The sequence below is a fragment of the Streptomyces actuosus genome (assembly GCF_016921115.1).
In the GTDB taxonomy this organism is placed as follows: domain Bacteria; phylum Actinomycetota; class Actinomycetes; order Streptomycetales; family Streptomycetaceae; genus Streptomyces; species Streptomyces actuosus_A.
Window position 1 is genome coordinate 145,240 of the sequence record NZ_JAFFZS010000003.1, and the last position, 21,057, is coordinate 166,296.

Annotated in this window: 16 protein-coding genes and 1 pseudogene; 7 read left to right on the forward strand and 10 right to left on the reverse strand. The window is 75.0% G+C overall.

What is annotated here, in order from left to right; all coding sequences use genetic code 11:
• The first annotated feature begins 14 nt into the window (after window positions 1-14).
• Window positions 15-899, forward strand: a complete 885-nt coding sequence (locus JS756_RS05755) for a class II fructose-bisphosphate aldolase (protein WP_205381843.1) — start codon at window positions 15-17, stop codon at window positions 897-899.
• Between the two features lie 287 nt (window positions 900-1,186).
• Here JS756_RS05755 and JS756_RS05760 read toward each other — a convergent pair whose 3' ends face one another.
• Complete coding sequence (locus tag JS756_RS05760; protein ID WP_205382070.1) at window positions 1,187-2,326, reverse strand: methyltransferase; 1,140 nt, start codon at window positions 2,324-2,326, stop codon at window positions 1,187-1,189.
• A gap of 554 nt (window positions 2,327-2,880) precedes the next feature.
• Between JS756_RS05760 and JS756_RS05765 the strand changes: the two genes are divergently transcribed.
• A complete protein-coding gene (locus tag JS756_RS05765; RefSeq protein WP_205381844.1) occupies window positions 2,881-4,125 on the forward strand; it encodes an ROK family protein in 1,245 nt (414 codons plus the stop codon).
• A gap of 92 nt (window positions 4,126-4,217) precedes the next feature.
• Here the strand turns inward: JS756_RS05765 and JS756_RS05770 are convergent, their stop codons facing one another.
• The gene (locus JS756_RS05770; RefSeq protein WP_205381845.1) at window positions 4,218-4,802 is read right to left on the reverse strand and encodes a TetR/AcrR family transcriptional regulator; all 585 of its coding nucleotides are present in this window, start codon (window positions 4,800-4,802) and stop codon (window positions 4,218-4,220) included.
• 65 nt (window positions 4,803-4,867) lie between these two features.
• Here JS756_RS05770 and JS756_RS05775 point away from each other — a divergent pair, with 65 nt between their 5' ends.
• Window positions 4,868-5,755 (forward strand): NAD(P)-dependent oxidoreductase, encoded by an 888-nt coding sequence (locus tag JS756_RS05775; protein WP_205381846.1) that lies wholly within the window; start codon window positions 4,868-4,870, stop codon window positions 5,753-5,755.
• Between the two features lie 331 nt (window positions 5,756-6,086).
• Window positions 6,087-7,616 carry a methionine--tRNA ligase gene (gene metG / locus JS756_RS05780; protein WP_205381847.1) on the forward strand — a complete coding sequence of 510 codons (1,530 nt, stop codon included), beginning with the start codon at window positions 6,087-6,089 and terminating at the stop codon, window positions 7,614-7,616.
• A 144-nt stretch (window positions 7,617-7,760) separates the two neighbouring features.
• Here the strand turns inward: metG and JS756_RS05785 are convergent.
• The 3 genes and pseudogenes from JS756_RS05785 to JS756_RS05795 all read right to left on the reverse strand — a co-directional run bounded on the left by JS756_RS05785 (window position 7,761) and on the right by JS756_RS05795 (window position 9,592).
• Window positions 7,761-8,362 (reverse strand): annotated as a pseudogene (locus JS756_RS05785) (phosphotriesterase family protein).
• Complete coding sequence (locus JS756_RS05790) at window positions 8,359-8,943, reverse strand: DUF4865 family protein (protein WP_205381848.1); 585 nt, start codon at window positions 8,941-8,943, stop codon at window positions 8,359-8,361. The pseudogene JS756_RS05785 and the gene JS756_RS05790 overlap by 4 nt, the downstream one beginning before the upstream one ends.
• 76 nt (window positions 8,944-9,019) lie before the next feature.
• Entirely contained in the window at window positions 9,020-9,592 is a 573-nt protein-coding gene (locus JS756_RS05795) for a TetR/AcrR family transcriptional regulator (protein ID WP_205381849.1), read from the reverse strand.
• Window positions 9,593-9,758: 166 nt separating this feature from the next.
• Between JS756_RS05795 and JS756_RS05800 the strand changes: the two genes are divergently transcribed.
• Window positions 9,759-10,031, forward strand: a complete 273-nt coding sequence (locus JS756_RS05800; protein WP_205381850.1) for an SHOCT domain-containing protein — start codon at window positions 9,759-9,761, stop codon at window positions 10,029-10,031.
• A gap of 754 nt (window positions 10,032-10,785) precedes the next feature.
• Here JS756_RS05800 and JS756_RS05805 read toward each other — a convergent pair.
• Entirely contained in the window at window positions 10,786-11,328 is a 543-nt protein-coding gene (locus tag JS756_RS05805) for an ATP-binding protein (protein ID WP_205381851.1), read from the reverse strand.
• A 212-nt stretch (window positions 11,329-11,540) separates the two neighbouring features.
• The gene (locus JS756_RS05810) at window positions 11,541-11,864 is read right to left on the reverse strand and encodes a hypothetical protein (RefSeq protein ID WP_205381852.1); all 324 of its coding nucleotides are present in this window, start codon (window positions 11,862-11,864) and stop codon (window positions 11,541-11,543) included.
• A gap of 402 nt (window positions 11,865-12,266) precedes the next feature.
• On the opposite strand from JS756_RS05810, the gene cds1 reads away from it, so the two are divergent.
• Window positions 12,267-13,391 (forward strand): L-cysteine desulfhydrase Cds1, encoded by a 1,125-nt coding sequence (gene cds1, locus JS756_RS05815; protein WP_205381853.1) that lies wholly within the window; start codon window positions 12,267-12,269, stop codon window positions 13,389-13,391.
• A gap of 342 nt (window positions 13,392-13,733) precedes the next feature.
• On the opposite strand, the gene JS756_RS05820 is transcribed toward cds1, so the two are convergent.
• Complete coding sequence (locus JS756_RS05820; protein WP_205381854.1) at window positions 13,734-14,564, reverse strand: DeoR/GlpR family DNA-binding transcription regulator; 831 nt, start codon at window positions 14,562-14,564, stop codon at window positions 13,734-13,736.
• A gap of 323 nt (window positions 14,565-14,887) precedes the next feature.
• On the opposite strand from JS756_RS05820, the gene JS756_RS05825 reads away from it, so the two are divergent.
• Entirely contained in the window at window positions 14,888-17,377 is a 2,490-nt protein-coding gene (locus tag JS756_RS05825) for a hypothetical protein (protein WP_205381855.1), read from the forward strand.
• A gap of 299 nt (window positions 17,378-17,676) precedes the next feature.
• On the opposite strand, the gene JS756_RS05830 is transcribed toward JS756_RS05825, so the two are convergent.
• Window positions 17,677-20,115 (reverse strand): right-handed parallel beta-helix repeat-containing protein, encoded by a 2,439-nt coding sequence (locus JS756_RS05830; RefSeq protein WP_205381856.1) that lies wholly within the window; start codon window positions 20,113-20,115, stop codon window positions 17,677-17,679.
• 149 nt (window positions 20,116-20,264) lie between these two features.
• Window positions 20,265-20,870, reverse strand: a complete 606-nt coding sequence (locus JS756_RS05835; RefSeq protein WP_205381857.1) for an Rv1733c family protein — start codon at window positions 20,868-20,870, stop codon at window positions 20,265-20,267.
• Between the last annotated feature and the right edge of the window lie 187 nt (window positions 20,871-21,057).

Consider the following 21,057-nt stretch of genomic DNA (forward strand, 5'->3'; position numbering starts at 1 on the left):
CGGAAGGACCGCCCGTGTCCCTCGTCACCACCGGCGAGCTCCTGTCCGGGGCCGCCGCCGCGCGCTCCGCCGTCGCCGCCTTCAACATCATCACGCTCGAACACGTCGAGGCCGTCGTCGCCGGAGCCGAGGTGTGCCGTGAACCCGTCGTCCTCCAGGTCAGCGAGAACGCGGTCCGCTTCCGCCACGGCCGGCTCCTGCCCCTCGCCCGGGCCGCCGTCGCCGCCGCCGAGCGCGCCGCCGTGCCCGTCGCACTCCACCTCGACCACGTGCGCAGCGACGCCCTGCTGCGCCAGGCCCCGGAGGCCGGTTTCAGCTCTGTCATGTACGACGCCTCCCACCTGCCCTACGCCGACAATCTCGCAGCGACGCGGGCCGCCGCCGACTGGGCGCACGCCCAAGGCCTCTGGATCGAGGCGGAACTGGGTCAGGTCGGCGGCAAGGCAGGTGCCCCCGCCCTCGACGCCCACGCGCCGGGCGCGCGCACCGACCCCGCCCAGGCCCGCGCCTTCGTCGCCGACTCCGGCGTGGACGCCCTGGCCGTCGCCATAGGCAGTGCCCATGCCATGACCACCCGCACCGCGGCCCTCGACCACGGCCTCCTCGAGCGCCTTGCCGTCACCCTCGGCGTGCCACTCGTCCTGCACGGCTCCTCCGGCGTCCCCGACGGGGAGCTGACGGCCGCCGTCGCGGGCGGCATCACCAAGATCAACATCGGGACCGCGCTCAACATCGCCATGACCGGCGCGATCCGGGACTTCCTGGCGGCCCATCCCGATGCCGTCGACTCGCGCAGCTACCTCAGCGTGGGCCGAGAGGCGATGGCCCGGAGCGTGGAGCGGCTCATCGGGGTGCTCGCCGGTGGCCGGCCCACCGCACCCGCTGTCGCCGCACGCTGAACGCCACCGGTTGCCGGTGGTCGCTCGTTCCTCACGCGCGTCGCCCGCCTCGGCCGGAGCGGCACCGGTCCGGCCGCTTCCGGTCTCCTCAGGGCGGGAGGGCGCGCCCACCCGGGCGGGGGAGAGGCCGCCCGGGCGGGCGCGCCCGCGCAGGACGGGGGAGGCGACGCCGCCCACACCTGTGGGCCGGTGAACACCGGCCACCCGGCTCGCCCGGAGCGGGCGGGCTCGCGAAGGAGCCCGCCGGGCACCCCTCCCGGAACGTCGGGGCTTGGCCGTACGCGGCGCTAGCGATCGTGTTTGACCGCCTTCAGCACCACGAACTTCGGGTCGCCCGCGACGACCTGGCTGTTGCCGAACACACGCCGCAGCTTGACGTGGTAGCCGAGATGCCGGTTGCCGATCACCCACAGCTCGCCGCCGGGCCGCAGCGCACGCCGGGCGCCGGTGAACATCCGCCAGGCCGTGGCGTCCGTCGTGGCCTGGTGGGAGTGGAACGGCGGGTTGTTGAGGACGGTGTCCACACTGCCGGACGGCACTCCGCTCAGCCCGTCCCCGACCCGGAACTCCGCGTGCCCGGGCACGCCGTTCGCCCGGTACGTCGCCTCGGCCGACGACACCGCCTGGAACGACTCGTCCACGAACAGCACCTCGGCGTCAGGGTTGGCCAGCGCCACCGACGTCCCCACGACACCGTTTCCGCAGCCCAGGTCCACGACCCGCTGCGTGCCACGGGTGGTGGGCAGGTGCCGGAGGAAGAACCGCGTGCCGATGTCCAGGCGGTCGGCGCAGAACACCCCCGCGTGGTTGACGACCGTACCGCCGGAGGCAGGTCCGACGCCCTCCGGGAGGGCGTAGCGGTACGGCCACGGACTGGCTCCCGGCCTCAGCGCCGGGTCCGGTGTGCAGAAGATCAGGCGGGCCTTCTGCCGGGCCGGCGACGTCCGCGTCGGCCCCAGCACCCGCTCGAACAGCTTGAGCGTGGAGGTGTGGATCTCCTTCACCATGCCGGTGCCGACCACGACCGTGCCCTCGTGCACCGAGGGCGCAAGCCTGAGCAACTGGTCCTCCAGCAGTGCCGAACTCTTCGGCACCCGCACCAGCAGCACGTCGATCCGCTCCGGCGGCGGGTCCTGCGTCGTCAGCAGCCCCACCGTGCCGGGCACCACCCCCGCCCGCGCCAGGTTGGCCCGCGTCGCCTCCTGGGTCAGGAAGGAGTCCGTGATCTGCGTCGGCTCGCACGCCGCGAGCGCCGTGGCCAGCGCACCCCACCGGTCGCCGACGACCACGACCGTGCCGGTCAGCGGGACCCCCTGCTCGGCCAGATGCACGAGCAGGTAAGCGTCGGAGGCGTCCCAGGCGCGCAGCCGGTCGCGTGGGTCCTCGGGGAAACGGGTCAGCGCGAACTCGCCCCACGGGGTCGTCATACGGTCGTTCATCGCGACAAGGCTAGCCGAGCCGCAGCTCAGGGCCGGTGCGGGAGGAGGGACGAGAGGACGCGAGCTGCCACCAGGTACCGAGCCCGGATCGCGCCGGGTTCGGTGCCGGCCCCGCCCGGTACCCGCCCGCCCGTCCAGGGCCCCGCGCACGGGTCCGGCGGGTACGCGTCCGTCGGTCCAGGGCCCGCCCGGTACGCGTCGGACCGGCGCGGACACCCGGCGCACTCCGTGCCGCACCACCGGCAAGGCCCGCGCCGGCCGGGGTGCGCCCCGCGCGCCCCCGGGGGCCTCGGCGACCGCCGCGTCGTCGCTCCCGCGCCCCCGGAGACGCGTGCCCGCCCCGCGCAGGGGGTGCCGAGCCCGCGCAGCGGCGCCCTGTTCGTCCCCGGTGCCCGCTGGTGCCTCGCCCACCTCGGTGTTCCGCGGACCCGGCCGGGAGAACCGCTCCCCGTCCGGGGCCGACCGGCCGGCCGAACGCCGCCCCTCCGGTGGGCGGCTTCCCGGCCGCCGCCGGGCGAGCGGATCATGGGAGACTCGCCCTCATGAGCGGCAAGGCGGACCCCCGGCCGACGGGGGAAGTGAGCACCTCCAGGACACGGTTGGACCGGGGGCGCGGTGCGCTGGGGCCCGCGTTGGAGCTCGTGCACACCGGCCGGGCACCGACCAGAGCGGTCCTCACCGCCGAGCTCGGTGTCACCCGTGCCACGGCCGGGGCGGTCGCCGCGGAACTGGAGGCCCTGGGACTGATCCGGGTCGACGCCAGGCCGAGTGCCCCGGCCGGTTCCCAGGGCCGCCCCTCGCACCGGCTCAACGTGGCCGAGGAGGGCCCCGTAGCCCTCGCCGCACAGGTGCACGCCGACGGCTTCCGCGCCGCGCTCGTCGGCCTCGGCGGCCGCATCGTCGCCACCGCGCCCGGCTGCGAGACCGTCGACGCCGACCCGGCCAAGGTGCTCGGTTCCGTCGTGGACGCGGGCGCGCAGTTGCTGCGGGAGACCGGGAGACGGTGCGTGGGCGCCGGCCTGGCCGTGCCGTCGGCGGTCGCCGAACCGGAGGGGCTCGCCCTCAACCCACTGCACCTGGCCTGGCCGGTGGGAGCGCGGGTGCGCGAGATCTTCGCCGAGCGCGTGCACGCGGCCGGTGTCACCGGGCCCGCCTTCGCCGCGAACGACGTCAACCTCGCCGCCCTCGCCGAGCACCGCCACGGCGCCGGGCGCGGCGCCCGTGACCTGCTGTGCGTGGCCACCGGGCACCGGGGTGTGGGCGGTGCCCTCGTGCTGGACGGGCGGCTGCACACCGGCAGCGCCGGGCTCGCGCTGGAGGTGGGGCACCTCACCGTCAACCCCGAGGGCCGCCCCTGCCACTGCGGCGGCCGGGGCTGTCTCGACGTCGAGGCCGACCCGCTGGCCTTCCTCGCGACGGCGGGCCGGGCCCCCGGCCCGGAGGTGTCGCTGCTCCAGCAGGCCAAGGACCTGATCCGCGAGGAGTACGGCGACCCCGCCGTCCGCGCGGCCGTGGAGATCCTGATCGACCGGCTCGGCCTGGGCCTGGCCGGCCTGGTCAACATCCTCAACCCCGACCGGATCGTCCTCGGCGGCCTGCACCGCACGCTCCTCGACACCGACCCGGACCGCCTGCGCGCGGTCGTCGCCGATCGCAGCCTGTGGGGCCGCAGCGGCGGCGTCCCCATCCTCGCCTGCACCCTCGACCACAACAGCCTGGTCGGGGCGGCCGAGTTGGCGTGGCAGCCGGTGCTGGACGACCCGCTGGGCGCGCTGGCCGGGGGCTGAGGCGGCGGCGCGGCACACGCGCCTGTGCAATGGACCGACCGGTCCTGAAGGGAGGGGGCCGGTCGGGTGCTCGCCGGGGCGCCGGGCGTGTGTCAGTCCAGGAGGGTCAGGGCCTGTTCCGCGGCGTCGAGCACCCGTGCGGGGTCCGTGGAGGCCTTGCCGACGACCCCCAGGCCCTGCAGGAGCACCAGCAGCATCCGCGCGAGCGCCCGCGGATCGCGCTCCTCGGGCAACTCGCCCTGTGCCTGGGCGCGCAGGAGCGCCGAGTGCAACAGCGTCTCCAGGTGCGCCCAGTTCAGCTCCACGCGGCGAGCGGCCGCGCCGTCGTGCGGGGCCAGCTCGGCAGCCGTGTTGGTGACCAGGCAGCCGCGGGTGCGGCCGGGCTCCTCGGCGGCCTCCGCCGCCAAGCGGCGCACGGCCGCCCGGACGGCGGGCAGCGCCGGACCCGGCCGGGACAACTCGCGCGCCAGGGCCGTGTTGCGCGCCTCGCCGTACCGGTCCAGCGCCTTGAGGTACAGCGCGCGTTTGTTGCCGAAGGTGGCATAGATGCTCGCGCGCCCGATGCCCAGGTGATCGACCAGGTCGGCCATCGACGTCGCCTCGTAGCCCTTGCTCCAGAACAGTTCGAGAGCGGACTGCAGCGCGACCTGCGGATCGAATGCCTTGGTCCTGGCCATGCCGTGACGGTAGGTTATTCCGGAACGATCGGTCAACAAAAGACGAGGCCAAGGGAGCCGCCAGCATGACCGACAAGCTCACTGTGAGCGTCCTGGGCACCGGCATCATGGGCGCCGCGATGGCCCGCAACCTCGCCCGCGCCGGGCACGCCGTACGCGCGTGGAACCGCACCCGCGCCAAGGCCGAACCGCTCGCGGCCGACGGGGCGTTCGTGGCCGACACGCCCGCCGAGGCCGTCGAGGGGGCAGACGTCGTGCTGACGATGCTCCACGACGGGGACGCCGCCCTGGCCGTCGTGCGCGAGGCCGCTCCCGCCTTGAGTCCCGGGACGGCCTGGGTGCAGTCCACCACCGCCGGCATGGAGTCCGTACCCGAGTTGGCGGCCTTCGCCCGCGAGCACGGCCTGGTCTTCTACGACGCGCCCGTGCTCGGCACCCGAGAGCCGGCCGAGGCCGGACATCTGACCGTGCTGGCCGCCGGGCCCGCGGAGGGCCGCGAGAAGGTGACCCCGGTCCTCGACGCGGTCGGCGCCCGCACCGTGTGGTGCGGCGAGGACGGCGCCGCGGCCGACGCGACACGGCTGAAGCTGGTCGCCAACAGCTGGGTCGTCGCGGCGACCGCCGCGGCCGGGGAGGTGCTGGCCCTGTCGAAGGCCCTCGGCGTCGACCCCGACCGTTTCTTCGAGCTCATCGAGGGCGGCCCGCTCGACATGGGCTATCTGCGCGCCAAGTCGGCCCTCGTCCTCGACGGGCGGCTGTCCCCGCCCCAGTTCGCGGTGGCGACCGCCGCCAAGGACGCGCGCCTCATCGTCCGGGCCGGCGAGCGCAACGGCGTCCGCCTCGACGTGGCCGCCGCGAGCGCGGCCCGACTGGAACGCGCCGCCGCGCAGGGCCACGCCGACGAGGACATGGCCGCCGCCTACTACGCCAGCTTCGACGAACCCACCGACTGACGGAACGACGTCCGCTCCCTGCCCCGGCCGGGCGCGCCCGCGGCGGCGCCCCTGTCCCGGCCGGGCGCGCGCCGGTCGACGACGAAGGGCCGGCCCTTCGCCCCCTCCGGAGCGGAACCCGGCCGGGGCCATGGGGGTGCCGTAAATCCACCTGACCGGCACCGGCCCGCGCTGCTACGGTCTCCGCCATGACCGCGCCTTCCGCCCAGCACCGCACGATGCCCCGCCGACGGGGCTGCTGAGCACGGACGCGTACCGACGCCGAGGCCCCGGGAACGGGGTCTCACCGCTGTGCCGGTCAGGTCGCCCCGTCACCGGGCGAGGAGGACCGATGACGGCACGACGCCACTACCTGACCACGACCCTTCCCTACGTCAACGCCCGCCCGCACCTGGGCTTCGCCCTGGAGCTGGTCCAGGCCGACGCCCTGGCCCGCCACCACCGCAGCCGGGGAGCCGAGGTGCGGCTGCTCAGCGGCACCGACGACAACTCCCTCAAGAACGTCCTCGCCGCCGAGGCCGAGGGCGTACCCGTGCGCGCGTTCGTCGACCGCAACGCCGACGCCTTCGCCGCCCTGCGCGAACCTCTGGCACTCCGCCTCGACGACTTCCTCCGCACGAGCAGCGACCCCCGCCACCGTGTCGGCGTAGAACGCCTCTGGCGCGCCTGCGCCGCGGCCGGGGACCTGTACCGCAAGGAGTACGAGGGCCTGTACTGCGTGGGCTGCGAGGCATTCCGGGCCCCGGAGGAACTGACCGGCACGCGGTGCCCCGAGCACGGCACCGCGCCGCAGCGCGTCGCCGAGGAGAACTGGTTCTTCCGGCTCTCCCGCCATGCCGGCACGCTGCACCGGCTGATCTCGGACGGCACCGTGCGCATCGAGCCCGCCGTCCGCCGCAACGAGGTCCTCGCCCTCATCGCCGGCGGACTGCACGACTTCTCCGTCTCGCGCTCCCACGCCCGCGCCCGCGGCTGGGGAGTCCCCGTCCCCGACGACCCCACCCAGGTCGTGTACGTGTGGTGGGACGCCCTCAGCGCCTATGTCACCAGCCTGGGCCTCGGCACCGACGCCCCCGCCTACCGGCGCTGGTGGGCCTCCGGCGGGCGCCGCGTCCACCTCGCCGGGAAGGGCGTGCTGCGCTTCCACGCCGTGTACTGGCCGGCCGTCCTGCTCTCGGCGGGGCTGCCGCTGCCCACCGACGTCCTCGTCCACGACCACCTCACCGTGGGCGGCCGCAAGATCAGCAAGTCCGCCGGGACCACCGTCGACCCGGTCGCCCTCACCGAGGCCTACGGCACGGACCCGGTGCGCTGGTGGCTGCTGCGCGACGTACCGCGCGTCGGCGACGCCGACTTCACCGCGGACCGCCTCGTCGCCCGCGCCGACGCGGACTTCGCCGGCGGGCTGGGCAACCTCGTGCACCGCGTGGTGACGCTGCTGCACCGGCACCGGCACCGGGGCGGGACCGTCCCGTCCTTTCGCCCGGGGGACGAGGCGGCCGACACCCTGGCGGCCGTGTACCGCGCGGCTCCCGGCCGGGTCGACGCCGCCCTGGCCGCCTACGACTTCCGCCGCGCCCTGCGCGCGGTGTGGGAGATCGTCGAGGCAGCCGACCGCTGCCTCGCCGCGGCCCGCCCGTGGGAACTGGCCCGGGCCGAACGTCTCGGCGACCGGGCCGCCGCCGCCCGGCTGGACGCGGTGCTGGCCACGCTGATCGGAGCGTGCCGTGGACTCGCCGCGGAGCTGGAGCCCTTCGTCCCGGGTGCCGCTGCCTCCGTCGCCGCGCAGCTCACCCCCGGTCCGGACGGCCGGCTGCCGGACTCGGCCCCGCTCTTCCCCCGGTTGCGGGAACGGGCGTGACCGGCGGGGAGGGGCGCGGCCCGCGACCGGTGCGGCGGGCCGGGGCCACCCACCGGGCCCGGCCGCGCCGCACGGCACGCGGCCGGAAGGTTCCGCGACGGCTCGGTGCCGGCCCGGACGTGCGAGGTGAGGGCGGAGGCGGCCTCAGCGCCAGTCCGCCGCGAAGGCCCGCCGGGGATCGTCCGTCAGGACGCGCCGCATCAGATCCTCCCCCAGCGTCTCCGCCGGCCGGGGAGCCACCCGCCGCAGCAGGTACGGCATCCCCGGTCCGCCGTTCACCGACCGGGCCGACGCCGTCGTCGTGTCGCCGCCGAGCCGGAGTCGGTCGGCGAACCCGGCGTCGGCCAGGGCCCGCACGGCGTCCGGCACGGGCCCGTCGGTGGCGTGGTGGGCCCGTGAGGGCCCGTCGAAGGTCAGGAAGCAGCCCGACCGCGCGGCCCCTTCGGCACCCGTGCGTCGTAGTGCGCGGCCCGGTGCAGCCCCGTCGCGGCCACCACATGCACGCCCGACTGCCGGGACAGGGCCGGCAGATCGGCGGCCCGCCGCCCCATGCCGTAGGGAGTCCACTGCACGACGGCCCCGCCGCCCCGCTCGCGGAACGCCGCCGGCTCCGCGCGCGCCGCGGAGACGCTGCGCAACTCCTCGCCGGGCAGTCGGGGGCTGCCGAGGAACAGGTGGTCGTGCGCGTCGCACACCCCCAGGTGCTCGGGAGACATGTCCCCGAGCACCGTGCGGACCGCGCTCACCAGTGGCGGCCGCGCGGCAGCCGCCGGTGTCCCGGCGCCGACACGTGCAGTACCTGGAACACATCCCCCTCGGCCTTCGGCGTGTCGTGCCCCCACAGCGAGAAGTGGACGATCTCCCACCGCAGCGTGTCCACGGCCGCCGCCGCGAGCACCGCCCCGTCCTGCCGGGCGAGCCGGCCCGCCTCGGCGGCGGCCTCCTCCGTCGCCTGCGACAGGACCACGCCGTCCGGTACCTGCTCCCGGCGCCGTACGGCGGTCGTGGCGGGGGAGCCGGCCGCGCCTCCCGGCTCATGGGCGAGCCCGGTCCACTGCTGCACGGCCGGCCGTCCGAAGTCGTCGCACGGTCTCTGGAAGGCGCCGCCCCACAGGAAGGCGTTCATGCCCTCCACGGTGTTCCAGAGGTAGAACGGCGCGTACTGGTTGACGGGCGAGCCGTGCAGCCCGCGCTCGCGGATGAGGTACGCCTTGAGGCCCAGGCCCTCCCAGTCGTCCGTCAGGTGCCCGACCCGGGCCACGCGGGATCGTACGATCCCCATGTCGTAGTCGGCCGGCAAGGTCAGTTCGTACTGCATGGCGTGCATCCGTTGCCTCCTCGGGCGCGGTGGACGGCGGGCCGGACCGGACCGGGCGGGTGCCGCTCGTGGGGATCGACGGCCCTCACGCGGGCCGCAGCAGGGCGAGCAGGCCGCGCACGCCCGCGTCGAAGGCGGCGGGGGAGCCGGAGGCGCGGGCGAGGACATAGCCTCCCTGCACGGTCGCGACGACCGCCGACGCGATCTCCTCCGCGTCGAGGTCCGCCGCGAACTGCCCCTGCTGCCTGCCCTCCTCGACGACGTCCGCGAGACGCTGCCGGATCCGGGCGATGGTGGCGTCGACGGGGGCGCGCAGCGCGTCGCTGGCGATCACGTCCGGGTCCATGGTCAGCCGGCCCACCGGGCAGCCGCGCAGCACGTCGCGTTCACGCAGCAGGTAGGCCTCGATGCGCTCGTACGGCGTGCCCGGCCGGCTCAGGACGCTCTCGGCGGTGGCCGTCATCTCGTCGGCGGTGCGCCGGATGGCGGCCAGGGCGAGGTCCTGCTTGCCCTTGAAGTGGTGGTACATGCTGCCCTGCCCGGCGGCGGCCCGCTCCAGGATGGCCTTGGGGCTCGTGCCCACGTAGCCGCGCTCCCACAGCAGCTCGCGGGTTGACTCGACCAGTCGGTCCGCTGTGCTCATAGCCGCACTGTACATACTAGTAGTTACAGGCGTCGAGAGGGCCCGGGAGTTCGCAGGCCGCCCGCGCCGTACTCCCGGGGAAGCAGGCTCGTTGCCGCTGTGCGGACGACGACGCGGACCCCCTCGCGGCGTCAGTGTCGAAGTGTCACCACGCAACGACCGGCAAGGGAGATGACCCGACATGCTGACCCTCGCGCACGGGGGCGGCGGGCCCGGCCCGTGGCTCCTGTTCTTCCCGCTGATCTGGGCGGCCGTCGTGATCGGCGCCGTCACGCTCCTGCGACGCACCGGCCGGCGCGGCGGCCCCGGACGGCCCTCCACCGCACACGACTCGCCGATCGCCCTGCTCGGGCGCCGCTTCGCCGCCGGCGACATCGACGAGGACGAGTACTGGCGCCGCTTGTCCGTCCTGGACGAGCAGTTCGGCCGGGCGGACCGGGGCGGCACGCCATGACCACCGCCCGGGGCCCCTTCAGCTGAACGGCGGACACGTCGCCCCCGTCCCGGCCGTCGCGGCCCCTTGCCGACCAGGCTCCTCCTCGGTGCCGTGGGCCGGGACGGGGCCGTCCGGGGCGCGTGCCGGGACGGGAGCCGGAGGCGGTCGAGTGCCACCGAGGCGCCGTCGGGCTCCCCTCGTCCGGCCGGGTGCGTCGTCGCCGAGGAGCGGGGGAGCGGGGGAGCGGGGCACGGACGAGGCTTCGCCCGGGAACGCGGCTGGCGACCGCTGGGTGCGCCTGCTGTCGAAGGGCCGCAGCGCGCGGGATGAGGGGGGTGCCGGGACCCGACCGGTGCGGGCACCGGCGGTTCGGCCGCCGTGACCCGGCGGCGCCGAGGCGGTGCGGGCAGGGCTCCTGCCCGCACCAGCCGGTGACCCCCGCCGCTGGACGGCGCCGGGGCCGCCGACCTCCGTGGCCGGGGCATCGGTCGGACGTCCCTGCATCGGTGGGAGCGGCGAGTCGGCCGTAGGTGGAGCGCGGGACCCGGGAGCCGCAGCCCGCGCCCGAGGGGGCGTCGCCCGGGGCTCGAGGCCCGTCCGGTGCGCCACCGGGACCAGGGGAGCCGGGCATCGGTGGTCCGTTGCGCGTGGTCCGGGGCGTCGGCCCCGGCCGCGGCGCGTCGTCGACAGCCGGGCGAGAGCCGCTCGGCGCTGCCGTGACCGCGACAACGGCCGACGGCCGCCCCGCGGGCGGCCCGGCCGTCGATCGCCGTCAGCCGGCCACGCCGGACCGGGCGGGAGCGCGTGTCGGACCGCGGCCGTCGGCGACCTGGTCGACCGCGCCGAGTTCGGCGAACCGGAGCGCGGGCTGATCGAGGGGCGTCAAGCGCGGCACGCGCGTCGGCGCCGGTCGCGCCGTGGCGGCCGTGGGCAGTGTGAACCACACGACCTTGCCCTGGTCACCGTCCGGCTGCGCGCCCCAGCTCTCGCTCACGGCGGCGACCATCGCCAGGCCGCGGCCGCACGTGGCGAGCGGATCGGCCTCCTCCACCACGGGCAGGCGAGGATCGTGGTCGCGCACCGAGACCGTGAGCCGGTCCAGGAGCAGCTCCATCTCGACGGTGCATGTCTTGTCCGGCCGGGCATGCCGGTGGACATTGCTGAGGAGCTCCGTCACACCGAGCGACGCCCGGTCTATCAGGGGATCCAGATGCCAGTAGCGCAACTGCGCCGATACGATTCTGCGGACCTGGCCGATCCGCGACGGCAGGGCCTGAAGCTCCACCGTGCAGTGCCTGCGTGGGTTGCTGATCACGGCTGCGACTCCCCGACGTGAGGTCCGAGATGGACGTCCGGAAGAACACGAACAACGGATCGTCAGCAGGACGCCTGCGTGGAACTGCCGCCTGCTGTCGTGGCCGGCGGGCTGGTTCGCAGCGTTATCGCCGGTAAACCCTCAGTGACGTGAGAACAGCGTGACCCAGGGGGTGCGGTCCCGCAACTCGCGGCGCGCCCCGCCCCGGGGATTCAGTCGCCGCGTCCCGCCGCCCGGCGTACGGCCTCGATGAATCGGCGTGCCGCGGGCGGCCCCGGCTCGCCCGGGGCCGGGTCGTGCTCGCCCAGTGTCAGCAGGTACCGGTGGCCGTTGAGATCCGCCGTCGCCCGGTCCTCCGGAGCGAACCAGGGCCGCGAAGCGCGCACCGCCTGCACCGGCGCACTGTCGATCTCGCTGCCGTAGCTGTTGAGCAACTCCAGCCTGCCTCCGCTGATGCGGACCTTCCCGGCTCGGGTGAGCGAGCGCAGTCTCTTCTCGATCCGTACGCCCGTGGCCGTGAACTCCGGCTCCGCCATACCGCCCTGCCCCCTTGTGCGCGTGGGTGCGCCGGCCGGTGCTCGCGCCCGGGCGGCGTCCCGTTCGTGTCGTGACCCAGTGTGTGCGCCCCCGTCCGGGACACGCCGCCCTCGCGCCGGCCGCCGGACTGGCTTGTGACGCCCGGTGACGGGGGACCGGTCCCGTGCGGTGCAGTCTGCCCGCGTACGGCGTGGAGCACCAGTACGCGCGTCGTCCTCCCGGGGCGCGGCGGGGAGCATTCGTCCGAATGCGCCCCCCGTGGCCCAAGGCGCCTCCCCCAGGGGTGTCTTGGAGGCGCTCAAAGATGCGTTTATGCAGGTGAGGAGCGTGCGAAAGCTGCTTATCATCGGGGTGCCGGGCGTACGACGCGTCGTCGGCGCGCAAGTGTGAGGAGCCCTGCCGTGAGGACCACCCAGCAGCCCCGGACGGGCGTGACACTCGATGTCGACCGCAGCGACGCCGGCTACCGCGACTGGCTGAAAGACGCTGTGCGCAAGGTGCAGGCCGATGCCAACCGCTCGGCCGACACCCACCTCCTGCGCTTCCCGCTGCCCGAGCACTGGGGCATCGACCTGTACCTCAAGGACGAGTCGACCCACCCCACCGGCAGCCTCAAGCACCGCCTCGCCCGCTCCTTGTTCCTGTACGGCCTGTGCAACGGCTGGATCCGCCCGGACCGCCCGGTGATAGAGGCGTCCAGCGGCTCGACCGCCGTGTCCGAGGCGTACTTCGCCAAGCTGATCGGCGTGCCGTTCGTCGCGGTGATGCCGCGCACGACGAGCACCGAGAAGATCCGGCTGATCGAGTTCCACGGCGGGCGCTGCCACTTCGTGGACGACCCGCGCACGATGTACGAGGAGTCCGTCCGCCTCGCGACGGAGACCGGCGGCCACTACATGGACCAGTTCACCTACGCGGAACGGGCCACCGACTGGCGCGGCAACAACAACATCGCCGAATCGATCTTCCGCCAGCTGGAGCTGGAGCGGTACCCGGAACCGGCGTGGATCGTCGCCACGGCCGGTACCGGCGGCACCTCGGCGACTCTCGCCCGCTACGTCCACTACATGCAGCACGACACCCGCATCTGCGTCGCCGATCCGGAGAACTCCTGCTTCTTCGAGGGGTGGACGACCGGGGACGCGGACGTCACCTGCGACTGCGGCTCCCGCATCGAGGGCATCGGCCGGCCGCGGATGGAACCCAGCTTCGTGCCCGGTGCCGTCGACCGCATGATGAAGGTCCCCGACGCCGCCTCCGTCGCCGCCGTGCGCGCCCTGGAGGGGGCCATCGGCCGCAAAGCGGGCGGTTCGACCGGCACCGGACTGTGGAGCGCGCTGAAGATCGTCGCGGAGATGGTCGCCGAGGGCCGGCAGGGCAGCGTCGTCACGCTCCTGTGCGATCCCGGCGACCGCTACCTCGACAAGTACTACTCGGACGCCTGGCTCGCCCAGCAGGGCCTGGACATCGCCCCGTACAGCGCAGCGATCCGGACGCTGCTGGAGACCGGGGTGTGGCCGGGCTGAGTCGCGTCGCGGCCGGCACGCGCGGCCCGCGCTCCGCGGCCCGGCGCGCCGCGCCAGGTTCCGGCGCAGGCCGGACCGCCCGCCACGCCGGCCGGTACCCGGGCGCGCGTGCGTGCGGCGCACCCTGCAGCCGCACGGGGGCGGTGGGCGCCGAGCCGCGTGCGGCGGGACATGGGCGGCAGGACGCGGCGGGGATGGAACTCCCCGTCGGGCAACGGCACTTACGGGCACGAGGGCCCGATGCGCGGCGCCCGCACGCCCCGGTGTCCTGGACGGGAGAGCCACCGGGTGTCCACCCGGCCGACGTCCTTGCGCCGCCGCACCGGCCCCGGTGGGCACCCGTCAGGTGTCCGCGTCCTCCGCGTGCTCGCCCGCCAGCACCAGCTGCCGTACGTGCTCGGCGACCTCCGCTCGGGCCCGCTCGGGCAGCCCCGCGTCGGTGACCCAGGTGTCGATCTGCTCCAGCCTGGCGAACGAACTCAGGCCCACCGTGCCCCACTTGGTGTGGTCGGCCACGACGACGACCCGCCGCGCCGACTGCACCAGCCGCCGGTTGGTCTCCGCCTCCGCGAGGTTCGGCGTCGACAGCCCGGCCTCCGCCGATATCCCGTGCACCCCGAGGAACAGCACGTCGAAGTGGAGGGAGGCGATCGCCTGATCGGCCACGGGCCCCACCAGCGAGTCCGACGGCGTGCGCACCCCGCCGGTCAGTACCACCGTGGCTCCGCCCTGCCGCTGGCCCGAGGTGCGCTGCGCGACGTGGAAGACGTCCGCGACCCGCACCGAGTTCGTCACCACCGTGAGCTCCGGAACGTCCAGCAGTTGCTGCGCCAGCGCGTAGGTCGTGGTGCCGCCCGAGAGCGCGATCGCGCTGCCGGGCGCGACCAGCTCGGCCGCGGCGCGCGCGATGTCCTCCTTGGCCGTCAGCTCCAGTCCCGACTTCGCCTCGAACCCCGGCTCGTGCGTGCTGGCCTCGACCACGGGCACCGCGCCGCCGTGCACCTTCTCCAGGACACCCTGCCGGGCGAGCGCGTCCAGGTCCCGGCGGACCGTCATGTCCGACACGCCGAGCCTGCGGGTCAGCTCGTTGACGCGGACCCCGCCCCGGCGCCGGACCTCGTCCACGATCAGGGCGCGCCGCTGTTCCGCGAGGAGGTTCTGATTCTCACTCACGTACGCTCCGGTCCTTTCGCCTCAAGCCGTCTCAAAGCCGTCCGACACGCCCGGCACGCCGGTTGCGACGAGCATCTTCTCGCGTTCTCGGGGCGCGGACGTCCCATCCTTGCACGCCGCCCAGCGCACCGCGGCACCGCCGGCACCGACGCGCACATGCCACTCCACGGCCCGCCGTGCGCCGCACAGTCACACGGAACGGGGAAATTCCGTGACGGCAGGTGTACGACGCGCCCGGAGCGGAGATCCTGTGCCCGCACGGACACACGTCGAGGACGCGCCACAGGGAAGTGCGCGACACGTCACGGGGGAAGTGCAGAACAGTGGAACGTGCAGCCGAGGACCGTCCGGCCGGTGCCGCCGGACCCGCACAGCCCACGGTGGCCCTGGAACTCCTCGTCCACGGAGTCGGCGGCGCCACCGCCGAGAAGATGCTCAACGACCCGCGCACGGTACGGATCACCGGCGACGGCATCGCCGCCGTCTTCCGGCGCGCCGACGACGTCGACGCCGAGTCCCGTGGCGGCGACCCGCGCGGCCGGCCGGTGCCGGAGGCGTACGTCTGGTGCAACCTCACCTCGGGCAACGCCGGCCGTGCCCTGTGGTTGCTGCTGCTGCCGTTCATGGTGGTCAACCTCGCCCACTGGATGCGCCCCGGCGGTGACCACCGGCCCCGGACCGTCCGCCTGTACGGGCTGCTGGTGCGGCTCGCCGGCCTCACTCTGACGGTGCTGCTGGTGGCCGCCGCCTGCGAGGTCGCCCTGGACCTCGCGGCCTGGCAGTGCGCGGGCACACGCGCCTGCACCGACCGGCACACCTGGCTCGGCTTCCTCTCACCGGCCGCGCCGCACCCCGGCTGGTGGAGCCTGCCCGGCCGCCGACTCGCCCTGGCCGCCGTGGTGCCCGCCGCCCTCACCGGTCTGCTGTGGTACCTCTCCCACCGCACGTGGCGGGCGTACGAGTCCCAGTTGCCCCTCACGGTACCCGACCGGCGCGACGAGGGGAGCGGTCCGACGCCGCTGGCCCGGCCCGGCTTCTGGTACGGGCGCCGCCTCGTGGCGCGGCTGCGGGCCGCGCACACCGCGGCGGGCCTGCTGACCGTCGCCGCAGCCGTCGGCACCTCGGCGGCACGCTTCGACCGGGAGCCCGGTGGCCCGGTGGCACTCGACGTCGCCGGACGGCTGCTGGAAGCCGTCCTCGTGGCCGGTGCCGTCGCCGTGGTGTCGGTGGTGTGCCACCGGGGGCGCAGCGAGCAGCGCCTCGACCGCGAACTCGACGGCCACCTGATCAGATGGCTGCCGCTCGGCGCGCTCGCCGTGCTCGTCCTCGCTGTCGTCCACGCCGGCTGGGAGCGGCCGGGCTGGCACTCGTCGGGCCGGCTGCCCGGCGATGCCACCTTCGGGGGGATCGCCCTGGTCCAGGGCCTGATCGTGGTCGCCCTGGCGGTCGTCGCCCATCTGCTGCACCGCGCTCCCGCCGACGACGCCCGCAGGCAGGGCGCCTGCGGCACAGCGGGCTTCTCCGGCACAGCGGATGCCTCCGGAACAGTGGATACCTCGGGCATCACGGACACCTCCAGCACCGCGGGCCGCTCCGGCGCCCTCCGCATCCCAGGCACCTTCGGCCCTGCCCGTGCGCCCGGTGCGGCGGGCGCCTCCCGCACGGTCCTGCGGGGACTGGGTGGTCCGGCCGTGGCCATGCTGGCCTGTGCCCTGGGCGGCGTGATGTCGGGCGGCGTCGCGCAGCGCGTCGCGGACTGGCTGGACGGCACCCGCGCCGTCATCGACGGGCCGCCGGCCCTGCTGACCTGGCAGGCCTCCGTCATCCCCGCGCTGCTCCTGGTGCTGCTCGTCCCGTGCGTGCGGCTGGCCCGGGAGACCTGGCGGTTACGCCGCGCAGAGGTGGCCGCGGTCGACCGCGACTACCCGGACGAGCCGAAGGACCCCGCCCGCACCCGCCGCATCGCGACCGCACGGGCGATGGCCGCGCTCACCGACCGCACCCCCCTCCTCGTCGCGGTCACCTCCGCCACCACCCTGCTGCTGGGCACCGGAGCCCTCGCGGGCGCCCTCACCACCGGCAGGACCCCGAGCGGCGCAGCCGCCGGCACACCCCCCTTCGTCCACGGGGCCGCCCAGACCGCGCAGGCCCTCGGCTCCTGGCTGATCGGACTGGGCTTCCTGTTCTTCGTCACGTCGGGCCGGCGCGCGTACAAGGACGCCTCGGCGCGACGCACCATCGGCATCCTGTGGGACGTCGGCACCTTCTGGCCCCGCGCGGCCCACCCCTTCGCCCCGCCCTGCTACGCCGAGCGCGCCGTACCGGACCTGACCTGGCGCATGGCCACCTGGACCCGTGCCACCGGCGGGCGCCTCGTGCTGTCCGGACACTCCCAGGGCAGCGTGCTCGCCGCCGCAGCGGCCTGGCAGCTGCGCCCGGCCGAGCGCAGCAGGGTGGCGCTGCTGACGTACGGTTCCCCGCTGGAGCGGCTGTACGGCCGCTGGTTCCCGGCCCACTTCGGTCCGGCCGCGCTCGCCTCCCTGCACGCCGAGGTCGACTGCTGGCGCAACCTGTACCGCCCGACCGACCCGATCGGCGGACCGGTGCGGCTGCCCGGCGATCCGGCCGTCGACCGCGAGCCCCTGAGGGACCCGCTCGCCTACGGACGCACGGAGCGGACCCCGCTGCCGGCGCCGATCCTCGGCCACTCGGACTACCAGGCCGACCCCGCCTTCGCCGAGGAACGTCGCGCGCTCCTGGCCCGCCTGCGCCCGGACGTCCCCGCCCCGCGGCCGTCCGGCGGGGACGGGTGAGGGAGCCCCGGCATCGTGCCCGGTGCCCCGGGTCCGGCGCCGGAGGCCGGACGCGGAGATCCGTGACGGCCCGCGCACGGGGCGCCCGCCGTCGGGGTGGCGCCGGGACGGTCCACGCCCGTCATCGACCCGTCATCGACCCGCCCTCGGCACCGCTCCGACGGCGCCCGCCCCCGACGGGACCCGAGCGTTCGCCCTCGGTGCGGCACCGAGGGGTCGCGCCCCGACCGGAGCGTGCCGCGCTCCTCCCTCGGGGCGGGCCGGCCCGGTGCTCCGCGAGGGCCGGCGTGTCCGGCCGCTCACGGCAGGTCGGGCAGGTCCTCCGGATACAGCAGGGTCAGATCGTCCGTGCTCGGCTCCGCCACCTGGGCGACCCGGCCCGCGTGCCGCTCCACCATCGCCTCGAAGGTCTGCCGCGCGGTCCGGCCGTTGCCGAACGCGGGACCCTTCGGGATCGCCGTGAAGTACTTCAGCAGTGCCTCGCCCGTGCCCGGCGCCAGCCGGTACTCGTGCTCCTCGGCCTGCTGCTCCACGATCCGCAGCAGTTCCCCCGCACCGTAGTCGCCGAAGGTGATGGTCCGGGAGAAGCGGGACGCCACTCCCGGATTGACCTGAAGGAACCGCTCCATCTCGGCCGTGTAGCCGGCGACGATCACCACGACCGCGTCCCGGTGGTCCTCCATCAGCTTCACCAGGGTGTCGATGGCCTCCTTGCCGAAGTCGCGGCCCGCGTCCTCCGGCGACAGCGCGTACGCCTCGTCGATGAACAGCACACCCCCGCGGGCCCGTTCGAACGCCTCCTGGGTGCGGATCGCGGTGGAACCGATGTGCTCGCCGACCAGGTCGACACGGGAGACCTCGACCAGATGGCCCTTCTCCAGCACGCCGAGGGAGCGGAGGATCTCGCCGTACAGACGGGCGACCGTCGTCTTACCGGTGCCGGGGGAGCCGGTGAACACCAGGTGCCGCTTGACCGACGCAGCCTTCAGACCGGCCTGCTGCCGACGCCGGCCCACCTCGATCATGTCGATGAGGGCGCGTACCTCCCGCTTGACGCTCTCCAGACCGACCAGCGCGTCGAGTTCGGACAGCACCGCCTTGCCGGGGCGCGCCGGCCGCTCGTCGTCGGCGGGGGCCGGCGGCGGTGCCTGCACGTCGGGGCGCTGCTCGGGCACGGACCCGAGGAGGCCGGTCGTGGTGACCATCGCCTCCACGGCCGTCTCGCGCGCCGCCGGGGTCCTCGGGCCCCCGCTCTCGTCGCTCGTGCAGTCCTCCACCAGCGGACCACTCGTCGAGGACGCGTCCGGCCCGCTGTCCGCGAACTCGTAGCCGCCGCGCGCGCACCGCTCCGTGCGGCACTTGCGGAGCGTGGTACGGCAGCCGTCGATCACGTGGAAGCCGTAGCCCCCGCTGCCCATCACCCGGCAGTCCAGGAAACTGCCGCGGCCGCCCGCGGAGACGTAGAAGCCGGCTTCGGCGGGGGAGCCCACCGTGCACCGCTCGACGGTGGGGTCGGCGCCCTTGGTCACGATCACACCGGTCTGGGTGCCGTCCAGGGTGCAGTTGGCGAGCGTGCCGCCGCTGCCGTGGTCGCGGAACCAGGCGCCGGTCGCCGCGTCCCGGATCCGGCAGTCGTCGAGCTGGGCCGTGGCCCCGTCGCTCACCGACACGGCGGTGTTGCGGACCTGCCACAGGTCGCTGTCGACGACGTCCGCGCGGGAACCGCGGTCCAGGACGAACAGCGCGTCGGGCACGTCGTGCACCCGGCAGGAGTCCAGGACCGCGGTCGCCCCGTCGCTGACCCAGACGGCCGGGTAGTCTCCGGTGCTGTCGAAGATCTCGCACTGGTTGGCGTCGACGCGCGTGCCCGGGTCCCACACGGACAGGCCGTTGCGGCCGAACCGGCGCACGGTCGTCCGCGTCAGCGTCAGCACCGACCGCGAGCGCAGGTCGACGGCGTTCTCCGGAATGTCGTGGATGCGGCAGTCGGCCAGCGTCAGCACGGCGTCGGTGTCCAGGGTGACGCCGTCGGCGGCGGTGCGGTGCACGTCGCAGTCGGTGAGGTGGGCCGTGGCCCGTCCGGTGATCTGCACACCGCTGCCGCGCACCTCGTACACCTCGCAGCCCACCGCTTCCAGGGCCGAGTTCTCGCCCGTCGCGCTCAGACCCGCGCCCGAGGCGTGGTGCACCCGGCAGCGATCCAGCCGCGGGTGGGCACCGCCGCGGACGGCCACGCCCGACTGGCCGGCCGCGACGACCTCGCACTCCTCGAACACTCCGCCCCCGCCGTCGAGGACGGCGATGCCGATGCCCGCCGGGTTGTCGACGGTGCAGCGCCGCAGGGTCGGCCGTGCGGCACCGCGGACCTCGATCCCGGCGGCGGAACGGGTCACGACGCGTATGTCCCGCAGTTCTGCAGTGCCCTCCTCGACCAGCAGTGCGGGGGCCGTCGTGTCCTGCCCCTCCAGGTGGAGGTCGTGGACGACCGCGGAGGCCCGCACGGTCAGCGGCACCCCGTCCAGCGGGGCCACGCGCACGCTGCCCGAGGCCCCTTCCGGCCCCCGCAGGGTGACCGCCCGTTCGACGACGAGGTTCTCCCGGTAGGTGCCGGGTGCGATGGTGAGGACGTCACCGTCGGCCGCGGCCTCCAGGGCGGCGGCGAGCGACGCGTACTCACCCGTGCGGCGCCGCCACCGCGATGTGCCGGTGTGCGTCACCTGGACCGTGCCCTGTGCCATGCGTTGCTGTGCCCCCACCTCGTCGTACCTGATGGCTCGTCGCCCTCGGGGCGCCCTGGGGCTCCCTCACGCGCGGGATGTCGCCGAAGAGTCGGCCGGTCCACCGTAGCGTGCGCGGCGGCCCCGGGTTGACCAGAGTCGTGACGCCGTCAGCTGCCGGTACCGGTGCGGCCCCAGTCCGGACCTGCCCGGTCCCAGGCCTGGCCCCAGCGGTCGTACCGGCGGCGGACCATGCGCCGGACGGTCAGCTGCCTGCCGCCCTCGACGAGTCCGCCGGTCAGCATCGCCGTGCCGAATCCGGCGAGGACGGCGTGCGTGGTCGCCGTGGCCGAGTCCAGCGGGCGGGCGACCATGCCGCCGTGGACGTCGGTCCATATCGGGAAGTGGTCGCCTGGGTGCGGGGTGTTGAGGACCGCCAGGACGGGGCCCCGGTGCCGGGAGCCGTCCGGGGCGCGCCAGTCGGCGACGACCCGGCTGCGGGCGACGCGCCCGGCAGCGACCTGGGGGTCCGAGTCCCGGCCGGAGCGGTCCAGCTCCTGGACGACGGTGGCCGTCACCCGGTGCCGGTGCCGGTGCTGTTCGCGGACGGACTGTTGCAGCGCGTCGTCGGCGATGCCCCCGACGAGGACGCCGGCCACCGGGGCGGCGACGAGGAGCAGCACCAGCGCCGCCACCGCGAGCCAGGCCTCGGCGAGGTCGGTCCCGCGGCGCAGCGGGTTGTGCCGCCAGCGCCACAGTCCGCTGATCGCCCGCACCACAACCCCCTTCCCGCTCCGTGACAGCCGCTGGTGAGGTCTTCGACCCGAGGACGCGGTCGAGGAGAGAGCGACATCACCTCGAACGCTCGGGGCCTCTCACGAACGTCTCATGAAAGTCCCAACGTCGTTCCCCCACGGGAGCGTTCCCGGTTCCCGCCCCCTCGTTCCGGAGGAACAGCACCCG

Excerpts from the sequence above, each read along its gene's own strand:
- JS756_RS05830 (WP_205381856.1), bottom strand. The coding sequence starts at position 20,115 with ATGGCACAGGGCACGGTCCAGGTGACGCACACCGGCACATCGCGGTGG.
- JS756_RS05795 (WP_205381849.1), bottom strand. The coding sequence starts at position 9,592 with ATGTACAGTGCGGCTATGAGCACAGCGGACCGACTGGTCGAGTCAACC.
- JS756_RS05810 (WP_205381852.1), bottom strand. The coding sequence starts at position 11,864 with ATGGCGGAGCCGGAGTTCACGGCCACGGGCGTACGGATCGAGAAGAGA.
- JS756_RS05770 (WP_205381845.1), bottom strand. The coding sequence starts at position 4,802 with ATGGCCAGGACCAAGGCATTCGATCCGCAGGTCGCGCTGCAGTCCGCT.
- JS756_RS05800 (WP_205381850.1), top strand. The coding sequence starts at position 9,759 with ATGCTGACCCTCGCGCACGGGGGCGGCGGGCCCGGCCCGTGGCTCCTG.
- JS756_RS05765 (WP_205381844.1), top strand. The coding sequence starts at position 2,881 with ATGAGCGGCAAGGCGGACCCCCGGCCGACGGGGGAAGTGAGCACCTCC.
- JS756_RS05790 (WP_205381848.1), bottom strand. The coding sequence starts at position 8,943 with ATGCACGCCATGCAGTACGAACTGACCTTGCCGGCCGACTACGACATG.
- metG (WP_205381847.1), top strand. The coding sequence starts at position 6,087 with ATGACGGCACGACGCCACTACCTGACCACGACCCTTCCCTACGTCAAC.
- JS756_RS05775 (WP_205381846.1), top strand. The coding sequence starts at position 4,868 with ATGACCGACAAGCTCACTGTGAGCGTCCTGGGCACCGGCATCATGGGC.
- JS756_RS05760 (WP_205382070.1), bottom strand. The coding sequence starts at position 2,326 with ATGACGACCCCGTGGGGCGAGTTCGCGCTGACCCGTTTCCCCGAGGAC.